The sequence below is a fragment of the Williamsia muralis NBRC 105860 genome (genome assembly GCF_001598915.1).
In the GTDB taxonomy this organism is placed as follows: domain Bacteria; phylum Actinomycetota; class Actinomycetes; order Mycobacteriales; family Mycobacteriaceae; genus Williamsia; species Williamsia muralis.
The window spans coordinates 538,908-560,086 of record NZ_BDAP01000003.1 but is presented as its reverse complement, the minus strand read 5'-3'; the positions used below and the strand labels follow the sequence as shown (position 1 = coordinate 560,086).

Below are 21,179 nucleotides of genomic sequence, written 5' to 3'. Positions count from 1 at the left end.
TCGTCAGTACCGCACCCTTCAACAGCAAGCGGCACCGCACAGGACCCTGGGTATGTGGGTGCTAACCCGACATGCAGATGTCGAATCGGTGTTGATGGACCGGACGTTCAGCTCAGCGGTGATACCACAATTGGTGAATCGGCAAGCAGATCGTCTGTCGCAGAGCAACGTTGCGCGGATCGAGCGGCTGGGCGAGAAGTCGCTGGTGTTCACCGACAATCCGGACCACGCGCGGTTACGCGGCCTGATCAATCAGGCGTTCAGCAGTAAAGCTGTCGCCTCGCTACGGCCGCGAATTGTCGGTGTCGCGCAGAAGTTGTTCGAGCAGACGCGGCACGACGGCATGGACATCATCGGTGACTATGCCGCACCTTTGCCCGTGACCGTGATGTGTGACTGGATGGACGTTCCGGAGAGCATTCGTGCACAGGTCGGGCCGTGGACTCGGGATATCCGGTTCCTGCTGGAACCAGGCCTGATGAGTGCCGCGGTCTTCAGTCGCGTGTGCGACGTGGTGGAGGAGTTCACCACTGCGTTCGACGACCTGGTGGCTCACCGCAAAGCGCATCCCGGCACGGACCTGATCAGCAATCTACTGGCCGCGAAGACCTCAGGGGGCGACGCCTTCGCATCCGAGGAGATCGTCTTTCTGTGCATCATGTGTTTTGTCGCCGGCAACGAGACCACCAAGTCACTGATCGGGAACGCTGTGCTGGCCCTGTTGCAGCACCCCGAGCAACAAAACCTGCTGACGTCGGACCGGTCCCTGGCAAGCGCTGCGGTGGCAGAGACCCTGCGCTTCCAGAGCCCGCTACAGATGACCAAACGAGTCGCCACCCGCGGAGTCGAGATCGGCGGGAGCGCGGTGGAAGCCGGCGACCAGATACTGCTCTGTATCGGGGCTGCGAACAGAGACCCCGCTGTGTTCGAGAAACCAGATGAGTTCGACTTGACCCGCACCGGTCAGCGGCACCTCGCGTTCGGTCACGGCATGCACGGCTGTCTCGGCGGCCTCCTCGCGCGGCTACAGGCGGAGGTTGCGATCGGCGTTCTCTTCGGCGATTCCGGACGGCGCCTGGAACTGGTGACCGAGCACTTCGACTGGCAGACAGACAGTTTGATCGTCCGCGGGCTCTCCCAGCTCCCGGTTCGACTGATCGATGAGGCGGCATGACCACGTCCGTGCTGTTGAGGGGCGCCGACGACTCCCCTGTCCATTTGATATGCGTCCCGCACGCCGGCGGTGGCGCGGCGTCCTTCAATCGATGGCTCGGCCTGTTCCCCACCACCATCGCAGTGGTGCGAACCCAACTCCCTGGCCGAGAGGATCGAGCGTCCGAGCCGCACTTTCGCCGGGTCGGCGAGGCGGTCAGTGCATTGGTCTCCGACATCTGTCTTCTCGACTCACGGGTTGCGCTGTACGGCCACAGCATGGGGGCACTGGTGGCGTTCGAATTGGCGCACGAGCTGTGTGCTGCCGGTGCCGCACCTGTCCACCTGTTTGTGTCGGGACGGCGTGCACCCCATCGTTCGCCGAGTAGGACCCCGATCCACGACGCCTCAGAACCGGACTTGATCACAGCGCTGCGCACGATGGGGGGCATGGGTGATATCGAGGCAACGAGCCCCGAGTTCCGCCAGTACGTGCTGGCTCTGATCAGAGCCGACCTGGAACTGTCCGAGAAGTACACGTTCGGGCGCACAACAACACTGCCGTGTCCGATCACGGCCTTCTACGGGACAGGAGATCCGGTGGTTGACCCCGAGGAAGTTCGAGCTTGGGCAGCACACTCACACAATGCATTTCGATCGCATGAGTTCACAGGGGACCACTTTTTCCACCAGCAGCACCGCGACGCCATCGCTGCCCACATGGTCCGCGCGCTCGACAACGTGGTGCCCGCGAAGTGAATGTAGCGCAACGGTCCCTTACCGAATCGCCGACGTTGCCGCAGCTGCTGCGTGAACGTGCAGACTCTGATCCGGACAGGAAAGCGTATGTCTTCCTGGATGATTCGGGTGTCGAGACGGTGACGCTGACCTACGGGGCACTGTACCGGCAGGCCACGGAGGTGGCGTGGCGACTGCTGTCGTGCTGCCGACCCGGCGATCGCGCGGTTCTGGTGTTCCCTCAGGGTCCGGACTTCATCGTCGCCTACTTCGGGTGCCTGTACGCAGGAGTTGTCGCTGTGCCGGTTGTACCGCCGGGAGCACATGGGCAGCGGACCACCACAGCGAACATCGTGCGGGACTGTGAACCCACGACTGTCCTCACCGTGAGCTCGATGCTGGAGCCGGCACAGGCGCTGCCGGCGCTGACCGTGCCGACGATCAGCTGGATCGTCGTCGACCAGATGCCACCTACAGGCACCGACTTCACCGACCAGATGGATGCGGAACTGGAGGCGCAGCGCCCCGCGACCGGCGACATCGCCTTTCTGCAGTACACTTCTGGCTCGACCTCGGACCCCAAAGGGGTGATGGTCACGCACGGCAATCTTGTCGCCAATCAACGGATGATCCAGGCGGCTTTCGGCCATGACAGTCAATCGACCGTGGTGGGGTGGGCGCCCTTCTTTCACGACCAGGGGCTGATCGGCAATGTCCTGCAGCCGCTCTACGTCGGTGCCACCAGCGTCCTGATGTCACCGTCCGCGTTCATCCGGCGGCCCCTGATGTGGCTGTCGGCGATCTCGCGTTACCGCGCGCACACGAGTGGAGGCCCGAACTTCGCCTTCGACCTGTGTGTTGCGCGGGCTACGGACGCCACGGTCGCCGGACTCGACCTGAGCCACTGGAAAGTTGCGTTCAACGGAGCCGAGCCGATCCACGACGACACCGTACGACGGTTCGCCGAACGATTCGAACCCGCAGGGTTCACCGAGGCCGCGTTCATGCCTTGCTACGGCCTGGCCGAGGCGACGCTCCTGGTGACGGCCGCGAGAAAAGGCAGGGGCTCTCGCCACATCGTGGTCGATCCCGCGGAGCGCGGTCGTAAACGCCTTGTGCCGGAGACGAACCACAGTCCCGAGCCATCGTCGCCCACCATCGTCGGATCGGGAACGGTCCTGCTGCGAGAGGATGTTCGCATCATCGATCCAGATACCCGACGGCCATGCCGCGCCGATCAGATCGGTGAGATCTGGGTGGCCGGAGACCATGTGGCACAGGGTTACTGGCGTCGACCGGACGAGTCGGCGGAAACCTTCGGTGCCCGCATCGACGGCTCGCCCGGATCGAGGTACTTACGCACCGGCGATCTCGGCGCATTCATCGATGATGAACTCTTCGTTGTGGGACGCCTCAAAGACATGGTGATCATCCGCGGGACGAACTACTACCCTCACGACATCGAGCACACAGTACAGTCGGCACATCCGTCGGTCCGGCCTGGTGGTTGCGCTGCGTTCTCCACGCTACGAGACCGTGTGGAGGCCCTGGTGGTGGTAGCGGAGATCAGAGGCGAAGACCGACTGCCCGAGTCGCGGTGTCACGACATCTCGTTCGCAATTCGAGGCGCGGTCACGCGCGAACACCAGGTGACCGTCAGCGATGTGCTCTTGGTGACGCCGGGACAACTCCACAAGACCACCAGCGGGAAGATCATGCGAGCCTCAGCTCGACGTCGTTACGTCGCAGGGGATTTCGATTGTGTGCAGACACAGACCTCAACGCCGGATCCGTATCGCATCGACTCGGACCCAGTAGTCCCAGAAAAGGACGGTAGACATGGAAGCTCCAAACCCTGATTTCGAACAAGCGGTGAGGGACGTTGTCCTCAGCATGCCCGCGGCCAAACATCTGGGTTTCGATTTCACCCGCATCGAACCCGGGGATGTCGAACTCGTGGCGCCCTACCGCCAGGAGCTGACCCAACACAACGGATTCTTTCAGGGTGGCGTCATCGGCTCACTGGCAGACTTCGCCGGCGGTTCGGCCGCCGGAACCTTGCTTCCACCGGGCTGGATCAACATGACGGTCGATTACACGATCAAGATCTTGGCACCGGCAAAGGGCGACAAGCTGGTGGTTCATGGTCGAGTACTCAAGGCAGGCAGCACCATCACGGTGGCTGCCGCAGACGTGTTCACTTCATCCGCGGTCGGTGACACGTTATGTGCCACCGGGCTGGTGACCATGCGCAACATCCGACTGATGAAACTGACGCGAGCGATTCAGCTGTCGACGGGTCGGTCACTGAGTTCGGGACACCTCGGCGAGGAAGTCCGCAAGATGAGCTGAAATCGCCGCCGGCTGTTCCACGGTGCTGCTGTGACCGCAGTTGTCGATCACCTGCAGTCGGGCCGTCGGTATCGACGATGCGATGTGTTCGGACTCCGACGGTGGCGTGGCGGCGTCATCCGCACCGACGAGCACAAGCGTCGGTACGGCGATCGCGCCGATCTCGTGATCTACCGAGGCGCGTTCGGCAACCCCGTACACCGCCTTGCGCACGCTACTGCGTTTCCGTTGTCCCACCGCTTGTCGCCAGCGATCGAGCGATGCTTTGTTCCACGGATCTAGCCGATACGACGGGCCGAACATGTGAGGCGCGACCATCGATGTGATCGGTCCGAATCCGATCAATTGCTGCGTCCACGCCAGTCGCTTGTACTCCCGGACAGTGCCGGGCGTTTCGGCGCGGGCGCTGGTGTCCAGCAGAGCGAGGGATAGAAGCAACTCGCCGTGGCGGGCGCCGAGACGCAAACCGACAAATCCCCCCATCGAGAGCCCCACCCAGTGCACGGGTCCGATGTCGAGAGCCCGGAGCAGGCCCAGCGCATCCCTGGTGAGGGTTTCGATGTCGTACCCGTCGACTGTCGGGGGTGAAGTTCCCTGCCCTCGCCAATCGAAGGCAACACACCTGTAGCGTCCCCGCAGCACCTCGACCTGAGCCTCGAACATCCTGCTGTCGAACAACAATCCGTGCGCAAACACCACTGTCTGCGCGCCGGGCACGCCCGCCGGCACACCCGTGTCGTGGTATCCGACGGTTGTACCGCCCACCACCACCTCGGGCATGCCTACTCCCTCGTCGAACGCACTACAGGGACGGCCAGTAGGTCGCACACTGCGGCGGGAAGTGCACACCCGCACCGCGCAGGATGCCCACCCGGGTGTGGAATGCGGCACCGGTCATGACGTGATGCGCGATGTCCGCGGCGCGACGGTTGCGGGCGGACGCCAGATGCGTTCCGGCCGCCCAGGAATTGAACGCTCCCATGGCCGGGCCGCACCACACTTGGTAGTCCGCTGTTCGGGTCTCGTCCCCACCGATGCTCCATCCCGACGAGAGGCCGAGGTACCACCGGAACACCAGCGCCATCCGGCGACGCGGGTTGTTCTGGGCAGCCGCGATCTGGTTTGGGTCACGTTCGGTGAAGTAACGCACGCACTCGTCCCAGACCGATTCCAGCGGCCGGCGGAAGATGTCGCGTTCGAGCCCGTCGCGCACCTTCTGCGGGATCGCGTCGATCGAGTCGTAAGCGCGGTAAGCGTCGTACAGCTGAGCGGCGCGGCCGGCGAACATGGTTCCTCGCCGCAGTACCTGCACCTGCACCCCCATCTCGAACATGTCCGAGGACGGTGCCATCACGCAATCGGCTGAACCAGCGGTGGCCAATAGCTCTTTCGTGGCCGCGGAGGTACCCGCCTCCACGCTTGCCTGATTGATCGACCCGGTGACGACGTACGCCGCTCCCAGTCCGAAAGCCGCCGCGGCTGCCGCAGGCGTCCCGATGCCGCCCGCCGCCCCGATTCGAACATTCGCGGCGAGAGGTGATTCCCCGGCGATGCGGTCGCGCAGCGCGATGATCTCAGGTAATGCCACCAGCAATGGCCGGCGATCGGTGTGACCTCCCGAGTCCGCCTCGACGGTGACGTCATCGGCCATCGGTACCGATGCGGCCAGGTGGGCCGACTCCGCGGTGATGTCACCCGATTCCATGAGCTGGCGCAGCAACGCAGCGGGTGCCGGCCGTAAGAAGGCCTCTGCCACCTCGAGCCGGGACACCTTAGCCACCACCCTGTGTCCCCGGACGATTTCCCCGTCGGGAGCGGATCTGAGCCCGAGAACTCGATAGCGGACCAGTTCCGCCGTCATGGACATGAAGGCGGACGCCTCGACGCAGGTCACCCGATGGCGCAGGCACGCATCCACGATGGCACGCTCGAGAGCGGGTTCGCTCGGACTGTGGATGACGTTGCAGGCGAACGGGGTATCGCGCAGTGTTGCCGTCAGCTCGGCCAGCGCCGCATCGACCTTCGCCGGTACGACGCCTGCAGCGCCGTAGGAGGCAAGGTATCCGGCCTTGGCAAGCGCGCTGACCAGATCGGGCGACGCGATTCCATTGGCCATCGCGCCGCCCATGTATCCGTATCGCACACCGTGAAAATGCTGGAAGGATCGATCGCCGAGACGGTCAGGGGTCAACGGCCCGACGGCAGCGAGCACTTCTGACCGAGCAGCGACTGCCTCGTCGGACGTCACCCGGATGTCTTCTTTGTCCCGGATCACCCAGCATGGTCGCGAGAGGTCTGACAATGCTGCTGTCGTCTGTGCGATCTCATCGGTCCCGGATGTTGTGGACGGCGCAACCATGTCAGATCCCTTCCCTGAGTTCAACCGAGATGTCGATGAGTTCGTATATGCGCAACCCCGGTTTCCACAACGACGCGTCTGCGAGGACAACAACCGAGTCCGCCTGGGTACGAATGTCTTTCACGTGGACTTCCAGTTCACAATGACCGTCGTCCGGGACGAACTGACCGCGGTACTTCCAGTTGAAGGGCACGTTCTCGGGAATGTGGAACTGCGGGTCACGCCATTGCCGGTGCATCCCGGCATCCACCATCCACTCTTGGATGCACTGGATCACCGACTCGACGCCGAGCGAACCCGGTATCACCGGATCAAGGTAGAAGTGGCAGTCGAAGAACCACTCGTCTGCCTCGATGTCGCGGGTCATGTGCAGATACCCCTTGCCGTACTGGCCACCTCCGTCGACCACATCGACGTGGTCGACCAGAGCCAACGCCCCCGTGGAGCACAGCGGTTCGCGCCGGTCCCTACGTGCCGCCACATCGATGGTGCGTATCTGCGGTGCCGACTCCAGTGTCTCGAGCCAGTTCGGTCGATGGCGTCCTGCGTCGAGCCCGGTTTGATTGTCCAGGGCCGAATCGCTGAAATACCCGAACATGGTCGTGCCACTGTAGAACTCATCTCCATCCACCCGAAGGGAGTAGTCGAAACTCTGCAGCGATGACCCAGGCATCAGCGTCGTCGACACGAGCGTCGAACTCTGATCGACCGTCTTTCCCCGGAGGTCGAGTCTGCGACTGACGGTGGCGGTTCCGCCGAGGTTTCGGAGTCGCAAGGTCTCTGTGGACCCGAGCGTGGGGCCGAGGTAGTAGCCCATCAGCAGAGCGGCCTGCAACGAGGTCTCCATGTAGACGAAGTGCGGCACAGATCCGTTTGCAGTGTCCTCCAGGTACCACGCGTCGGCAGGCACGTCGTATTCGGTGCGATAGTCCGCACCGGCGTCCCAATTGCCTCGTGTGCCGGAGAACTCTGTGACCCGGTCGACCAGCAACAGCCCTCCCGTGGGCAGCCGGGTGGCCCGGTTGCCGGTGTAGCGCGAGAACTCGGGTCCGAACGCGATCCCCTGGTCACCGCGGGCCAGATGCGCCATGTGGAACTCGCTCAACAGTGCCTGCCGGCCAGTTGTCGCCACGCGTCCGGTCCAGTCCTGCAGGTGACCGTTGGTACCGGGGCCCAATGCGACACCATTGCGAGGTATGAAGTCAACGGTGACATCGAAACCGTTGTCCCGGGACGGCTCTGACCCATCAATACTCACGCGCGCCCGTAGATGCGGAATCGGGACGAGATCGATCTCCACCACGCGCAATGACAATCGTTGTGACGAAGGTGGATTCGGTGCGGTGCCGTGTGCCTGCGATTCGGCCACGCAATCGGACATACACAGATGCAGACCAACGAACACACCGAAAACCTCGGCCGCGGACCGTGCGGCCGCAACGGGGTCACCGTTGTACCTCACTGTGAGGCCGCCGAAGTCGGCCCCGCGTGGCGACGACTCGAGACCTTCGATGCTCTCTACCTGTCCGTGGGACGCGACCGTCAACATGCTGTTCGCGGCGATGGTTCGGCCGGTCGCATGATCGGTGGCGGTTTGACGGTGTGCCGGACCGAACACCTGCTCGATCCCGCCGCGGGTGAGTACATCGATGTCTTCAGAGGACAGCTCCCGTTTGGCGGATCGGGCCAGAGGTCGAAAACAACGCACAGCAGCGAGTTCGGCAGCGCGAGTGGTGGAGAACGTGTCTACGGTCTCGAGCCACGGTTTTTCACCCAGTTGTCTCGGTGCCGGGTTGAGGCCATCGCGCAGTGTCGCCCGTGCGACAGCCGACGCGGCAGCAATGGTGGCTTGGTGAGCACGGACAACACTGTCTCGGACTGCGGCCAGCGGTGCCATCGCCCCCACCGGCACGGTTTCTCGCGGTGCGAGCGATTCGCGGGTACGGTTGCCGGCGGATCTCGGCGCGGCCTCCACCACGTCCGCGGGTCTGGCAGGTACGGGATTGAACACAATGCCGTCAAAGCGGATGTGTGCCATGGATCTTCCTGTCTTCGATGCGTGGTTCCGGGTGGTCAGTTCCACTGTCGGGCCGACTCAAGGAACATTGCTGAAAGGTCAGGCGCGGTGACCACCGAAACGTCGTTCCAGCGTTGCAAGACTGTGTTGTCTTGCGCGATCGCCACCGCATCAACAGTGGCCGACAACGCATCGCGCCTGAGATTGTCGGCGACGACGGTGAATGCCTCGCCGGTCGGCAGTTGGTGGTAGAAGTCAATGGAACCCACGCCCATCGGCAGGCACGCCGCTCCCAGCGCGCTGTGTGCGAGTACCGGTGGCACCTGCAGGATCAGGTCGGCTTGCACCGGATTGTGCAACATTCCCTGGTACGCACCAAGCGCTACAACCGCTTCGGGTAGCGAGGCGGTGACCACCAATCGCGATTCGGACAACTCCAAGACCTCCGCGAGCCCACGAAGGGCTGGTCCGTGGAACTGCCGCCCCTCGTCGTAGATGAACTGAGCGTTCTTGCCGACGTGGCCCCAATCGGGATCAATTGTGATCATCGGCGGCTCGTTGTCGGCCAACAGGAGTTGAGCGACGTAATGAGGGATGAGGCGTTCGCCGTCAACACTCGTGACCCGGACCGACAACGTGGTCGCGTCGCGTGTCGGCTCTGCATGTACCAGCAGCTGCGGGACCGTCGAACCAGACGGAAAGGAGACGCCATTGAGTACACGGAAGTCTCTGACCCCTCGGACGCATCGACCTGGCAACGCTCTCTCCGCCACGTTGATCATCGCGCCGAGTGCGAAAGTGGCAGGGAGTACCACCTTCTCGCCGATCCGGTGCGCCTCGATGATCGGGTGGCGCGCCAGATCCTCGATGACGCGGCGTGCGGTGAAGGCAACCGGATCCGGGGCGGATCCGGAAGCCAACGGACGCGTCGGACCGATCAAGACCACTACATCGTCCCTGCGTTCTACCGAGAACTGCTCTGCGAAAGCCACTGCGCCGGCCCGTGGGTGGAGTAATTCGACCCCGTTGTCGCGGAAGTGCGCCCGTAACACGTCATCGACCATACCGGCGTCCCACGCTCCCCAATCGATCGCGGTGACGTGACGTTCCGGGTGCCGACGCTTGGTGGCAACCGCGAATCGCCCGAGGGCTTCGTTGGCGGTGGCGTAATCACTCTGGCCCCGATTGCCGAAGAGCCCGGCCACGGACGTGAACAACACCAGGTGTTCGACGGGCGAGTCGTCGGCGGCTGAGTCCAAGGAGTCCATCAGTGCGTCGATTCCACGCAGTTTCGGGGTGAGGACCCGCGCGATCTCTGAATCTTCTTTCGACGCGATCAGTGAGTCGGCAAGGACGCCCGCGCCGTGAATGATGCCCGTGACCGATTGCCTGTAGGGCGCAAGCGCAGTGCGCAGTGCGTCGGCGTCGGTCACATCGACGCTCAGGTATTGCCCACGTTCTCCCAGCGCGTCCAGAGTTTCCCGGATCTCGCGTCCCGCCCGTACGCCGGCGCAGCGAGAGTTGATGTCGCGGGGCGTCAGTCCACTTCCGGCCAACGCCCTGATCGCCGCACCCTGTAGCGAGGCGTCGTCGACTCCTTGTGCCCAATCCGGCTCCGGTGAAGGATCGGTGCGCCCCAGAAGGATGAAGCGGGCTTCGGTGCGGGCGGCCAGTTCACGAACACAGAGGGCGGTCACGCCACGGGCTCCGCCGGACACCACCAGGAGATCGTTTGCGCCTACCGACATGTCGTGGAGCGAGTCCTCACCGACCGCAGACAACTCTGTGGCCGGGGCCCCGTGCCCGCTGGGAACCAGGGTGTGCCGCTCCCCCAGCTCACCGACACCCACCTCGAGGGTGTCGACCGCCGAATCGTGTGACTCGTCGATGATCGTCCGGGCGAACTGGTCCGGATCGACCAGAGGATTGACATCCACTGCGCGGCAGAACAGTTCGGGGCGTTCCGCAGCCAGTGTCTTCACTGCACCGCCGATGCCGGCGGCCATGGCCGCCACCGGGTCGACATCGAGGTCGCCGAAGCCGAGGGCACCGTCGACGGTGGTGACTGCCAGCAACGCGGCGCGCCGGCCCTTCGGGATCAGTGCTTTGGAGGCTGCCTTGATGGCGAGGATCGAGTCGGAGAGAACTTGTTGAGCCTCTGAGATCGTTGTCGGCTCACCCAGGATCACCACGCAGAGGTCAGCCTGCGAGTCCGTCGGCTGATCCGTTGCAGTCTCGGACGAACCGGTGGTGCCGGAGTGCGCTTGTGAGCCTGTCACCCGCCAGCGCTGTGCCCGCAGTGCTTCGGACAGCGCGTCGACGCGCCGGGAGTTGACGTTCCCGACGATGAACAGGGATGCGGTCGGATCAGTGGTGAATACGTCGACAGCGCGGTCGATCCGAGGTAGGGCGACGAGTTCGACCGGTGTTCGTTCGGCCGATGGAAGTACGTCGATCGGATCAGTCTGCTCTGAGGTCAGGGCGTGATCAGTGAGCCGCGGCGCCACCGCGGCCGGCGCTTTTGGGTAAGCATCACTCCCCTCGGAGATGACCTCGACGATTTGGTCGATCGTTCGAAGCTCACCGAGTTGCTCGGGGCCCAGACTCGGGAGGTGCGGGAACCGCTCCTGTACCGCTCCGAGCACCTGAACCCGTTTGATCGAGTCGACGCCCAGGTCGGACTCCAGATCCATCGTGCTGCCGATCATCTCGACCGGATACCCGGTCTTTTCGGCGATGACCTCCCGCAGGGCGGTGTGGAGATCGTCGGCAGCAGCCTCGTGTCCGTCCACTGCCGGCACGCTTGGGGCCGCGGAGGGCTCGGCGGCTGCCTCCGACAGATCTGAACCGGGTATCGAGGGCTCGGCCGGAGGCGTCGAGGTGGTGCTGACCGGTGCGACATTGTCCTGACGAGCAGTGTGCGCGGCCGGGGCGTTCGACGTCTGATCGGACCGTGCCGGCTCCGTGTCAACTGGTGCGGAGATGGCGGGCGCCGGCGACGACTGAACGGTGACAGACCGCCGAGCGCGGGCCGGGACCGCAGTTGTCTCGGGCGACAGCCCTGCTTCGAGTTCGGCGAGCCCGACCAACACGTGTGCTGCTTGGGAATGGCTGTCGCTCAACGCCACCGACTGATTGCTGACCGCTTCGATCGCCCGGATCGATCCGTCGTCGAGGTTGCCGCGACGCAGCGCGTCGGCGAGGTCGCGAGCGATTCCGAGTTGGGCCCCCAGGAACTCGCGGTGGGTGTCGAGGTGCTGGTTCAATGCCGAGTTCAGGTGACCGTCATTCGGGTCCCCGGCGCGGGAAAGGTGTTGTGTCACTGTGAACTCCTCAGGACGTTCTGCGGGTGTGTGTGGTGTGGTCGTCGGGTGTTCGTCGACACCGAGCGGATTGGGCTGGACCGGATCGGGTCGAACGGGATCATCGATGTCGTCGGCGCCGACCGTCTTGATCCGATAGCCGTTGGCCAGTACGTCGGCGTACGCCTTACGACGGGTTTCCGGAACGAATTCCGGTGCTGAGATGGTGACCGCCATCGCCGACGTGCGCGGTGGGGCCGGCGGCTCGGCCTGATACCGATTGATGCCGGACAACGGCATCCCCAAAACCGCCAGAGCGACCGCGGCCCGTTTGAGCCCGAGGTCTCCGTCTCCCATCGGTCCGATGTCGGTGGGAATCGCGATGACCTCATCACCCAGCGTGCGTCGAACCAGAGACGTGAGCACCTGTTTGGGTCCGAACTCGACGAAGGTCGTGCAGCCCGCGTCGCGCATACCTCGGAGCACCGCCACGAACTCGACGGGGTGCATCAACTGGTCGACGAGGATGTCGGCGTTGCCTGCAGCATCGGGTCCGTAGACACGTTCGGGATCGTTTCCGTACACTGCGCCCTGGGGGGCACCGATGGTGACCGAGTCCACCGCCTCGCGGAACGTGCCGGTGGCGTGTGCGACGTACGGCGTATGGAACGCTGCCGACACCGGCAATGTCCTTGTGTTCCAGCCGAGCTCAGCGCATTGTTCGGCGAAATCCGCCACGGCGTCGCTGCCACCACCGACCACCACTTGGTCAGGGGCGTTGTGATTGCACACGTAAACGTCGTCGGTGCGGTCGACCAGCTCGTCGACGTCGGAGCGCGAAGCGCGAACGGCCAGCATCGCTCCCCGGTCTGAGCCCGATTCTTTGGCCATCGCGGCGCCGCGTGCGCGCGCCAGCCGGAAGTAGTCCCCGGTCTCCAGTGCGCCGGACGCCCAGAGCGCGCCGAGCTCCCCGAAACTGTGTCCGCCGAACGTTTCCGCGGTGAAGCCCAGTTCTGACAGAAATCTGTACTGACCGACCGATACCGCACCGATCGCCGGTTGCGCATGCTCGGTGAGTTTGAGGAGCTCCTCCTGCTCGGCCCGTTCATCGTCGTCGAAGGCCGGAGGCGGGAACACGATGGAGCCGAGTCGGCGCTCCACACCTTCGAAAGCGGCGTTGGCGTCATCAAAGGCCCCTGCCACCGGCGGTAGGTTCATGGCCGAGGAGGCCGCCATGTTGACGTACTGGCTGCCCTGCCCGGAGAACAGTGCGCCCACCTTGAGGTCGGCCTGCGCCTGTCGGCGAAAGTATATGCCCTCTGGGTGATTCCAGGCCGGTGAGTCAGCGTCGCGCGCCAATGTCTCCAACGCGACCTCGATGAGCCGGCTGCGCTGCTCCTCGTCGACCCACACGAAGCCGATTCTGGCGTCGGTTGCCGGGATGTCGCCCCCATCGACCGGCGAACCGCTCTGGAGTTCCTCGATGAGCGCCGGCACGTCCTGCGCGTGCCAGAGCGAAGCCGTCGGCGTCTGGTGCCAGGTCCGCACCCCACTTCGGTCCGTATCGGCTTCCTCGAGGACCATGTGAAAGTTCGTGCCGCCGAATCCCATTGCCGAGACCGCCGCCCTGCGCACCGGGCGATGTGGATCGAGCACCCATGGGCGGGTGAGACTGTTGACGTAGTAAGGCGCGCCATCTGTGATGACCGGGTTGGGACGACTCACGTTGATGGTGCCCGGCAGGATCTTGTGATGCAGACCCAGCGCCAGTTTGATCAGGCTGGCTGTACCGGCTGCGCCCTTGGTGTGCCCGATCTGCGATTTGACACTACCGAGCGCAGCAAACGCCTCCTCATCGGTGTTGGCACGCAGCATCTTTCCGAGTGCTGTGAGTTCGGTCTTGTCACCGACTGCTGTACCGGTGGCGTGTGCCTCGAACAGTTCGACCGACGAAGGCTCGCAGCGGGCATCGTCGTAAGCGCGTTGGAGCGCCACTCGCTGGCCATCGGCGTGGGGAGCGTAGATGCTGTTGGATCGTCCGTCACTCGATGACCCGATTCCCTTGATGACCGCATAGACCTTGTTGCCGTCCCGACGTGCGTCCGACAGTCGACGCAGGGCAAGCATGCAGATGCCTTCACCGAGCAGCGTGCCGTCGGCGTTGTCGGAGAAGGGGCTGATCTGCCCGGTAGGCGACAGCGCGCCCACCTTGGAGAAACAGAGGTAGATGAAGATCGAGTTCTCGGTGTCGACACCACCGGTGATCATCGTGTCTGCTCTGCCGTCGACCAGCTCCGCGATCGCGGTACGAATGGCTGCGAGCGAGGCGGCGCAGGCGGCATCGACGGTGCAGTTCATACCGCCGAGTCCGAACCTGTTCGCAATCCTCCCTGCGACGACGTTGGCGAGGAGGCCGGGAAACGAGTTCTCCTCCCACGGTGCGAAGGCGGCCACGTACTTTTCGGCAACGGCCTCGGTGTCGGCCTCGCTGAGACCACAGCTACGAGCGGCCGCCTTGAGGACCGGTGTCGACAGCCGGGCGGCAAGAGGGTGCATCAGCGGCACCGGACCGGTGGTGCCGATGACGACGCCGGTGCGGGAAGGGTCGTACCAGGAGGAATCCTTGGCGCCGGCGTCGCCGAGGAGGTCACGGACAACACCGAGACTCAGAGTCTGCATGGTGCTGGTGACCTCGAGCTGATTCGGTGGCATACCGAACTCGACAGGATCGAACTCGACGTCCGGGATGAACGCACCCCGATTGGAATAGGTCTTGTCGGGCGCAGTCCTGTCGGCGTCGTAGTAGTCCTCCAGGTCCCATCGAGACTGCGGCACCTCGGTGGTGCAATCCGTCCCGTCGACGATGTTCTGCCAGTAGTCTCGGATGTTCTTGGCGCCGGGTAGCAGTGCTGACATGCCGACGATCGCGATCGGGGTGTCGGCCAACCGCCGGTTCACATATTCGGTGTCGGGTACATCGGACGGCGTCGAATCGTTTCTGGGATTGCTCGATTCGGGGCCGTGGCCCGCCGTGTCGTGGGGTGATGCGAGTGTCACGTCTGTCTCCACTGGAGTTGGTGGTGCGAGGATCGATCGGGTCAGGCCGCGAGGTCCGTGTCCGCACGCCGTGCGATGGTTGCCGCGATGGATTGCGCAAAAGTACTGTGTCCCAGCGCATTGGGGTGCAATCCGTCTGCCGACCAGAGGTCACTGCGCGCCCACTGCCGGTCGGCAGCGATGTCGAGCAGTACTGTTCCGGTCCGGTCGCACACGTCGGCCAGTACGGTGTTCGCGTACTGGAAGCGTTCGCGGAGCAGATCGGCGAACGATGCGGGAACCGGCAGACGAGCCGGGATATCGGGGTAGGTGGCCGTGAACACGGTCGGTGATACAGCGCTCAATGTCTCGAAGATGGTGCTCACATTGTCGCTGAAACGATTTCGATCGAAGTCGCTGACAAGATCGTTGACACCCACGATGACTCCGGTCAACGGTGCCCGCGCACTGACTGCCCGCTCTAGTTGGTCGCTGACCACAACGGAGCTGGTGGCGCCGTGCGCGCCGAGGTTGCAGACCTTGGCCGAGCGGAGGCCGAGTTGGCCGGCAAGTCGCGGAACCCATCCGCGGAAGCCGCCACCGGCATTCTCATCACCCCGGCCTTCGACGAAACTGTCGCCGATGGCACATAGCCCGTAGCCGCTCATGCCTGGACCAGGTGCCGATCGCCGACCGGCAGATCGACGGTCGCGTACAACTCTGCGAGATTGTCAGGAGCGAAGAACTCTTCACCCGGGTATCCACCGGCGATGAGACCGAAGAACTTCGTCGTGTACTCAGGGCTCTTGCTCGCAGCCCGGAAGACCGAGTCGTAGTACGGGGTCAAGGAGAGCTCCGAGATGCTCTTGGTGAGTTCGTACGTCCCGGCACTCTGGGCGTCCCGGTCGGCTTGGTAGGAGGCGAGGGCGTCGTACAACGGGCGCTGGCCGCCCAGGCCTTCCACCAGGCGATGCGCGAGCATCTCGCCGTACTTGAAGGCGTCGGTGATGCCCCAGCCCGTGAACGGGTCCTTGTGATAGCCGGCGTCGCCCACCAAGGCCCACCCCGGGCCGAAAGAGGTACGGCGGTAGTTGTCCGGGTAGGTCATCGGCCGCAACCGCTCCACCCGGGTGCCGTTGTCACGGAGGCTCTCTCCGTACTTCGGGTCGATGGCGTCCACGATCTCCTGGATGTTCGTATCGGGGTCCTTACGGAACTCCTTGAGACGGTCGCGCTTGCGCATCACGGCAACAAGGTAGAGATCGTCGTTCGTCGGCCATGCGGCGAACTGCTGTTCCCCGAAGCCGGTGCGATGTTGCATGCCCCAGTCGAGGCCGGAGTAGTACGAGTAGTAGACGAAGCATGCGCCGGCCGATTGGTCGTACTTCTGGGCGTCGACACGCTTGGCCACAGTGGAGTTCGCGCCGTCGGCTCCGACCACGAAGGCGGCTCTGAACTCTTCGGTGGATCCACCGGCGCGGCTGCCGCGGATACCCACCACCTGATCACCTTCGAAGATCAGGTCGCGCACAGTGAATCCCTCGATCATCTCGGCGCCGGCTTCGCGTGCGGCGTCGACGAGAATGGAGTCGAGCACAGTCCGGCGAGGGCAGTACACGGCATCGATTCCGTCGATCGGGTCTGCCATTCCGCTCAGTGCGATGTCGGTGTAAGAGAAGTTCAGGTGCCGAATGGGCGGGCAGCCGCTGGCGATCACCCGGTCGAGCAATCCCCAATCCTGCAGTCGGGACAGCCCGGCCTGGTGGATGTAATGGGTGGAGACCGTGTCGCTCGGGAATGTTGCCCCGTCGACCGCGAGTACCTTGAGCCCACTGCGTGCCAACAGCATTGCCACCGACGATCCCGAAACCCGGGTGCCGACCACGATTACGTCGTACATGCGATTCTCCCTGCGATCAGTGCGATCTGATGTGTGATGACTTCAGTCTTCTGCGGAACGGATGAGGGCTCCAGGCCGTCATGCGTAGTCTCATCGGTCTATCGACGTAAGCTATTGCCAGCTAACAGCTTTCAGAATTCATCGCGCGTTCATGCTGCTACGGACTGGTTACACCCGGATTGCGTACAGCTCATCGACAAGATGCCGGTGTGTGTCGATGATGTTGCTGCGCTTGAGTTTCAACGATGAGGTCAAAAGGCCTTCCTGCACCGTGAAGTCACCTTCGACGATTCGGAACTCGCGAATGGACTCGGCACGCGACACCAGGCTGTTGGCATCGTCGATCGCCTGCTGCACAGCGCGGGTCAACCGTGTATCCGTGAGGTCGTCGGTGGCGTCCGTCGTTTCTTTCCGCCAGCGGGCGTACTGGGCCTGATCCAGCGTCACCAGTGCGGTGACAAATGGTCGGCCGTCGCCGATGACGATGCAATTGCTCACCAGCGGGTGCAGGCGGATCCTGTCCTCGAGTGGTGTGGGGGCGACGTTCTTTCCCCCGCTGGTCACCAGGATCTCCTTCTTGCGGCCCGTGATGACGAGGTACCCGTCGGCGTCCAGCTCTCCGATGTCGCCGGTGTGGAGCCATCCCTCCGCGTCCACGGCGGTCTTGTCCGCGGCCGCGCCCCAGTACCCGCGACTGACGTTGGCTCCTCCTACAAGCACTTCGCCGTCGTTGGCGATCGCGACCGTCGTCCCCGGAATAGGGCGTCCCACAGTGCCGACCCGGTTGGTCATGGGCTCGTTGACCGTCACTGCGGTGGCGGTCTCTGTCATGCCGTAGCAGTTGAGGAGTCGCACACCGAACCCCGCATAGAACGCAACTGTCGTCGCATCGAGCGATGCACCACCCGAGATCACGTTGGTCAGGCGACCGCCGAGCAATCCGGCAACGGGTTCGGTGGCTTCGAGTTCGGTCGACGTCAACGCCGTGTGACCACGCGCGATCGCTTCGGCCTCGTCTGCCGGGGTGAGGCCCTGCCGGGCGATCTTGCGGATCTTCTCCAGTGCGTAAGGCACCAGGGCGAGAAAGCTCGGTGAGATCGACGGAAGTTGCGGGATCAGCTCCGGGATGCTGCTGATGAAGTGGGTCTTGGTGCCGCCCAGCAAACCGGCGAACAAGATCGTCTGACCGAACACGTGCGACAGTGGCAAAGCCAGAGCTGTCACCGCGGTTGGATCGACGAACATGTCACCGGTTCGCAGCACGGTGTTCGACGCCGCTGCGAACATGTTGCGGTGGGAGATGACACAGCCCTTTGCGGGACCCGTTGTGCCGCTCGTGTATACGATCATCGCCACGTCGTCGGCCACACACGCTGCCAAGGTGTCCTCGATGTCGAGTGCGGCCGCCGACGCGTCGATCAGATCGTCGAATGTGATCGCCGGTACTCCCCCTTCGACGAGTCGATCACTTTCCGTGTCGGTGTCGGCAATGCCCAGTACCGCCCCTGAATCGGCCAGAATGTGCGCGATCTGCTGGGCGGACGAGGTCGGGTACACCGGAACCACCACGGCTCCGAGCGCGAGAACAGCAAGGTCGGTCAGCACCCAGTCGAGGCTGGTTGTCGACAGGATCGCGACCCGATCACCCCGGCGCACACCACGCTCGGAAAGGATCCCAGCACGCTGGCGCACCTCGTCGTCGGCCTGGGCGCCGGACAGTGCGGTTCCGTCCGCACCCGCGACAAGTATCTGCCGTAAAGAATTGCTTCCGAACACTTTTCGAACCCGGTCGTACAGGCTCTCGTCGGCCAGGAGGTCAAGGCCGGTACCGCCGTGCGATATCTGCTTCATGAGAACAATGGTTGTTCGTGGCCTTCCGGCAGGGCAGTACGAGCGTCACTTTCCGACCGTGCCAGAGGTTTTGCCTATGGCAGTCAGTGAACGACAGCAATCCGGTGGCCCGGGCCGGCCGGAGATTGTGCCGGAACCCGCGACGACGAGGTCCTGGACAACACGTTCTGCGACTTCACATCTGGATGATTGTTCTGTGACTGAGCTGCCAACGTACCGGCGCGCCTGGCTGTTTCGTCTTCGTCACATATCTCGTCGACGCATTCGACGAAGGCATCCACCGCGCTGTTCACCGTGGAAGCCGACCACACCATGTACAGGTCGATGGTGGGAATCGGGTCGATGAGTTTGACCGCCACGGAGGACGCACCCGCGGTGCCCATACCCACTGCCGCCGCCCGCGACAGCGATGCGAATGCGACATACGGTTTCACCGCAACCATGTGCGCTGTCCCGCTCGGGTCGTCCGAGGTCTGCGCGATCGTCAGTGAGACCCCTGCCTCGGTCGCTGCCGCGACTATCACGTCATACATCGCGGGGCACTGTTCGCGGGCGAACAGCACGCATCGTTCGGCGGCCAGCTCCGCGCATTGCACGCTGGACCGGCCGGCCCACGGATGCGAGCGACCGACCACGGCCACGATGGGAACCTTGGACAACAGCAACCTGGCCCGCAATCCCGGCAGCTGCGGCCGACCATAGACCAGGGCGACGTCGAGCGAACCGTCCTGGAGCCCGCCGAGTTGTGGTCCCGTGCGCTTTTCCCACAAAGACACCGCCATCCTCGGGTGCCGCTCGTTGAGCCTGGTCAACGCCGCGGGCAGGACGTGTCTGCTCGCCGGGAAGTTGTAACCGATATTCAGGGATCCGACCTGGCCGGCGGCTGTCGACTTCGCGACATCGACAGCCTTTTCCATCTGTGCGACCACCACTCTGGCTTGCTTGGCGAACTCGACACCCGACGACGTCAACTGGACCTCGTGTGAGGTGCGGACCACCAGCGTGACACCCAGTGACTTCTCCAGCTTCTGCAGTTGTGCACTGAGCGACGGCTGTGACAGATGCAGACGTGCGGCGGCCCGGCCGAAATGCAATTCTTCAGCGAGGGTGATGAATGACTTGAGATGTCGAAAATCCATTGCGCCCCCTTACCTGGACTCGCTCGGAAGACTAGCGAGGCCGGGTGACCCACGGTGAAACGTCAGGTGCCCCCTCGGTGTCGAAGGAACCAAGCCGACGCGGGACCTGAGATCAGTGTGTGCCCGGTCACCTGCGGCGGCAGCTGCGTGGGATATTTCGTTCGCACCTGGGTACAGATCGCACGTGTCGAAAAATAGTGAATCCGCACCCCTTGATCAGCGCCGGCCCGAAGGGGTCACCGATGCAACCGTGTCGGCCGTCGGCAAAGTGTCCGAAGCTCTCGAATGCGCCGATCGTGCGCGTGGGCACCTTTACTCCTTCCATCAGCTCATGGGTCACGCCGACCTCCTGCTCGGTGAGGCGGTCGAAGCACTACGCGACGCCGGCCACCATGAGCAGGCCGACCGACTGCAGGAAGACATGGTCGGCCGGAATGTGATCGAAGACAGGTGGACCTTCCAGATCGTCGAAGACTTCGACGACAACTACTGGTCGCCGTTCCGACAGCACGACCAACAGATCAGGGATGAACTGCAAGGCGGTGTCCGACATGTGTTCGAGGCGGAGATGAAGCAGCGTCGGCGCACCCACGGCCGGCGCCACCACGAAGAGAAGCCCTGACCAGCGCAACCATTCTGTGGTCCCGGTCACAATGGCGGGCCATATCCGGTTCAAACAGCCCGGCGCGGGGAACCACTTGTCCGCAGACACCCACCGAGACTCACACCGAGTACTCGACTAGATGTCACCAGAAGGAGTCTTTTCAGATGAATGAGGACAGCAAGGCCGACCAGGCCCGCAAGGGCCTCTTCGACTCGGTCAAGGGCAAGGCCAAAGAGGTTGCCGGTGCCGTGACCGGCAACGACTCGCTGACTGCCGAAGGCCAACTCGAGCAGACCCAGGCCCAGGAACGCAAAGAAGCCAACAGCGTCGAGGCCGTTGCGGATGCCGAGGCCGAGCAGGCGCGGGCTCAGGCCCAGAAAGCCCGGGCCGAGAGCGCCGAAGAGCGCATCGAGGTGAGCGCGGAGACGGCGGCAGCGGAGCGCGCTGCTCAAGAGGCACAGCAGTCTCAGAAGCGTGCTGCAGAACAGCAGGAGCAAAAGAAGGTGGCGGTCGAGCAGACCCAGGCCGAGCTCGACGCCCGTGCCAAGGAGCAGCAGGCAAGGGCCGAGGAGCGCGCCGAGCTCGCCGATGCTGCCGATGATGTGGTCGAGGCGGCCGATGAGCATCAGGAGTCGGTCAAGGAGGCATCTGACGCACAGGCAGAGGCCGATCGAATCCGCCGTCAGGCCGACAGCCTCACCGATCAGGCAGACCTTTCTTAGAGCAACG

At 63.8% G+C, this 21,179-nt stretch carries 14 protein-coding genes; 6 read left to right on the top strand and 8 right to left on the bottom strand.

Annotated features, from left to right (window positions below; all coding sequences use genetic code 11):
• Nucleotides 1-52: 52 nt before the first annotated feature.
• Genes WIMU1_RS14620 through WIMU1_RS14605 form a run of 4 tightly spaced genes read left to right on the top strand, consistent with a single transcriptional unit; the run spans nucleotide 53 to nucleotide 4,242 of the window.
• Nucleotides 53-1,174, top strand: coding sequence for a cytochrome P450 (locus WIMU1_RS14620; RefSeq protein ID WP_245969012.1), 1,122 nt, complete (start codon nucleotides 53-55; stop codon nucleotides 1,172-1,174).
• Entirely contained in the window at nucleotides 1,171-1,911 is a 741-nt protein-coding gene (locus WIMU1_RS14615; protein WP_062798224.1) for a thioesterase II family protein, read from the top strand. The genes WIMU1_RS14620 and WIMU1_RS14615 overlap by 4 nt, the downstream gene beginning before the upstream one ends.
• The gene (locus tag WIMU1_RS14610) at nucleotides 1,908-3,749 is read left to right on the top strand and encodes a fatty acyl-AMP ligase (protein ID WP_211339023.1); all 1,842 of its coding nucleotides are present in this window, start codon (nucleotides 1,908-1,910) and stop codon (nucleotides 3,747-3,749) included. The genes WIMU1_RS14615 and WIMU1_RS14610 overlap by 4 nt, the downstream gene beginning before the upstream one ends.
• Nucleotides 3,730-4,242 carry a PaaI family thioesterase gene (locus WIMU1_RS14605; RefSeq protein ID WP_084248258.1) on the top strand — a complete coding sequence of 171 codons (513 nt, stop codon included), beginning with the start codon at nucleotides 3,730-3,732 and terminating at the stop codon, nucleotides 4,240-4,242. Before WIMU1_RS14610 ends, WIMU1_RS14605 begins: the two co-directional genes overlap by 20 nt.
• Here the strand turns inward: WIMU1_RS14605 and WIMU1_RS14600 are convergent.
• The 8 genes from WIMU1_RS14600 to WIMU1_RS14565 form a co-directional block, all read right to left on the bottom strand.
• Entirely contained in the window at nucleotides 4,195-5,022 is an 828-nt protein-coding gene (locus tag WIMU1_RS14600; protein WP_062798223.1) for an alpha/beta fold hydrolase, read from the bottom strand. The genes WIMU1_RS14605 and WIMU1_RS14600 overlap by 48 nt on opposite strands.
• A gap of 22 nt (nucleotides 5,023-5,044) precedes the next feature.
• Nucleotides 5,045-6,601 carry a PfaD family polyunsaturated fatty acid/polyketide biosynthesis protein gene (locus WIMU1_RS14595; RefSeq protein WP_062798219.1) on the bottom strand — a complete coding sequence of 519 codons (1,557 nt, stop codon included), beginning with the start codon at nucleotides 6,599-6,601 and terminating at the stop codon, nucleotides 5,045-5,047.
• A 1-nt stretch (nucleotide 6,602) separates the two neighbouring features.
• Nucleotides 6,603-8,639 carry a hotdog family protein gene (locus tag WIMU1_RS14590; protein WP_062798217.1) on the bottom strand — a complete coding sequence of 679 codons (2,037 nt, stop codon included), beginning with the start codon at nucleotides 8,637-8,639 and terminating at the stop codon, nucleotides 6,603-6,605.
• A gap of 35 nt (nucleotides 8,640-8,674) precedes the next feature.
• A complete protein-coding gene (locus WIMU1_RS14585; protein ID WP_245969013.1) occupies nucleotides 8,675-14,977 on the bottom strand; it encodes a type I polyketide synthase in 6,303 nt (2,100 codons plus the stop codon).
• Between the two features lie 41 nt (nucleotides 14,978-15,018).
• On the bottom strand, nucleotides 15,019-15,624 hold the full coding sequence (locus WIMU1_RS14580) for an SGNH/GDSL hydrolase family protein (protein ID WP_062798215.1): 606 nt from the start codon (nucleotides 15,622-15,624) through the stop codon (nucleotides 15,019-15,021).
• Nucleotides 15,621-16,856, bottom strand: coding sequence for an NAD(P)/FAD-dependent oxidoreductase (locus tag WIMU1_RS14575; protein ID WP_062798213.1), 1,236 nt, complete (start codon nucleotides 16,854-16,856; stop codon nucleotides 15,621-15,623). Before WIMU1_RS14575 ends, WIMU1_RS14580 begins: the two co-directional genes overlap by 4 nt.
• Nucleotides 16,857-17,024: 168 nt before the next feature.
• Entirely contained in the window at nucleotides 17,025-18,707 is a 1,683-nt protein-coding gene (locus WIMU1_RS14570) for an AMP-dependent synthetase/ligase (RefSeq protein ID WP_062798211.1), read from the bottom strand.
• Between the two features lie 83 nt (nucleotides 18,708-18,790).
• A complete protein-coding gene (locus tag WIMU1_RS14565; protein ID WP_084248257.1) occupies nucleotides 18,791-19,846 on the bottom strand; it encodes a LysR family transcriptional regulator in 1,056 nt (351 codons plus the stop codon).
• Between the two features lie 184 nt (nucleotides 19,847-20,030).
• On the opposite strand from WIMU1_RS14565, the gene WIMU1_RS14560 reads away from it, so the two are divergent.
• Nucleotides 20,031-20,468, top strand: coding sequence for a hypothetical protein (locus WIMU1_RS14560; protein ID WP_062798209.1), 438 nt, complete (start codon nucleotides 20,031-20,033; stop codon nucleotides 20,466-20,468).
• A 146-nt stretch (nucleotides 20,469-20,614) separates the two neighbouring features.
• Nucleotides 20,615-21,172, top strand: a complete 558-nt coding sequence (locus WIMU1_RS14555) for a CsbD family protein (RefSeq protein ID WP_023959137.1) — start codon at nucleotides 20,615-20,617, stop codon at nucleotides 21,170-21,172.
• Nucleotides 21,173-21,179 lie beyond the last annotated feature (7 nt).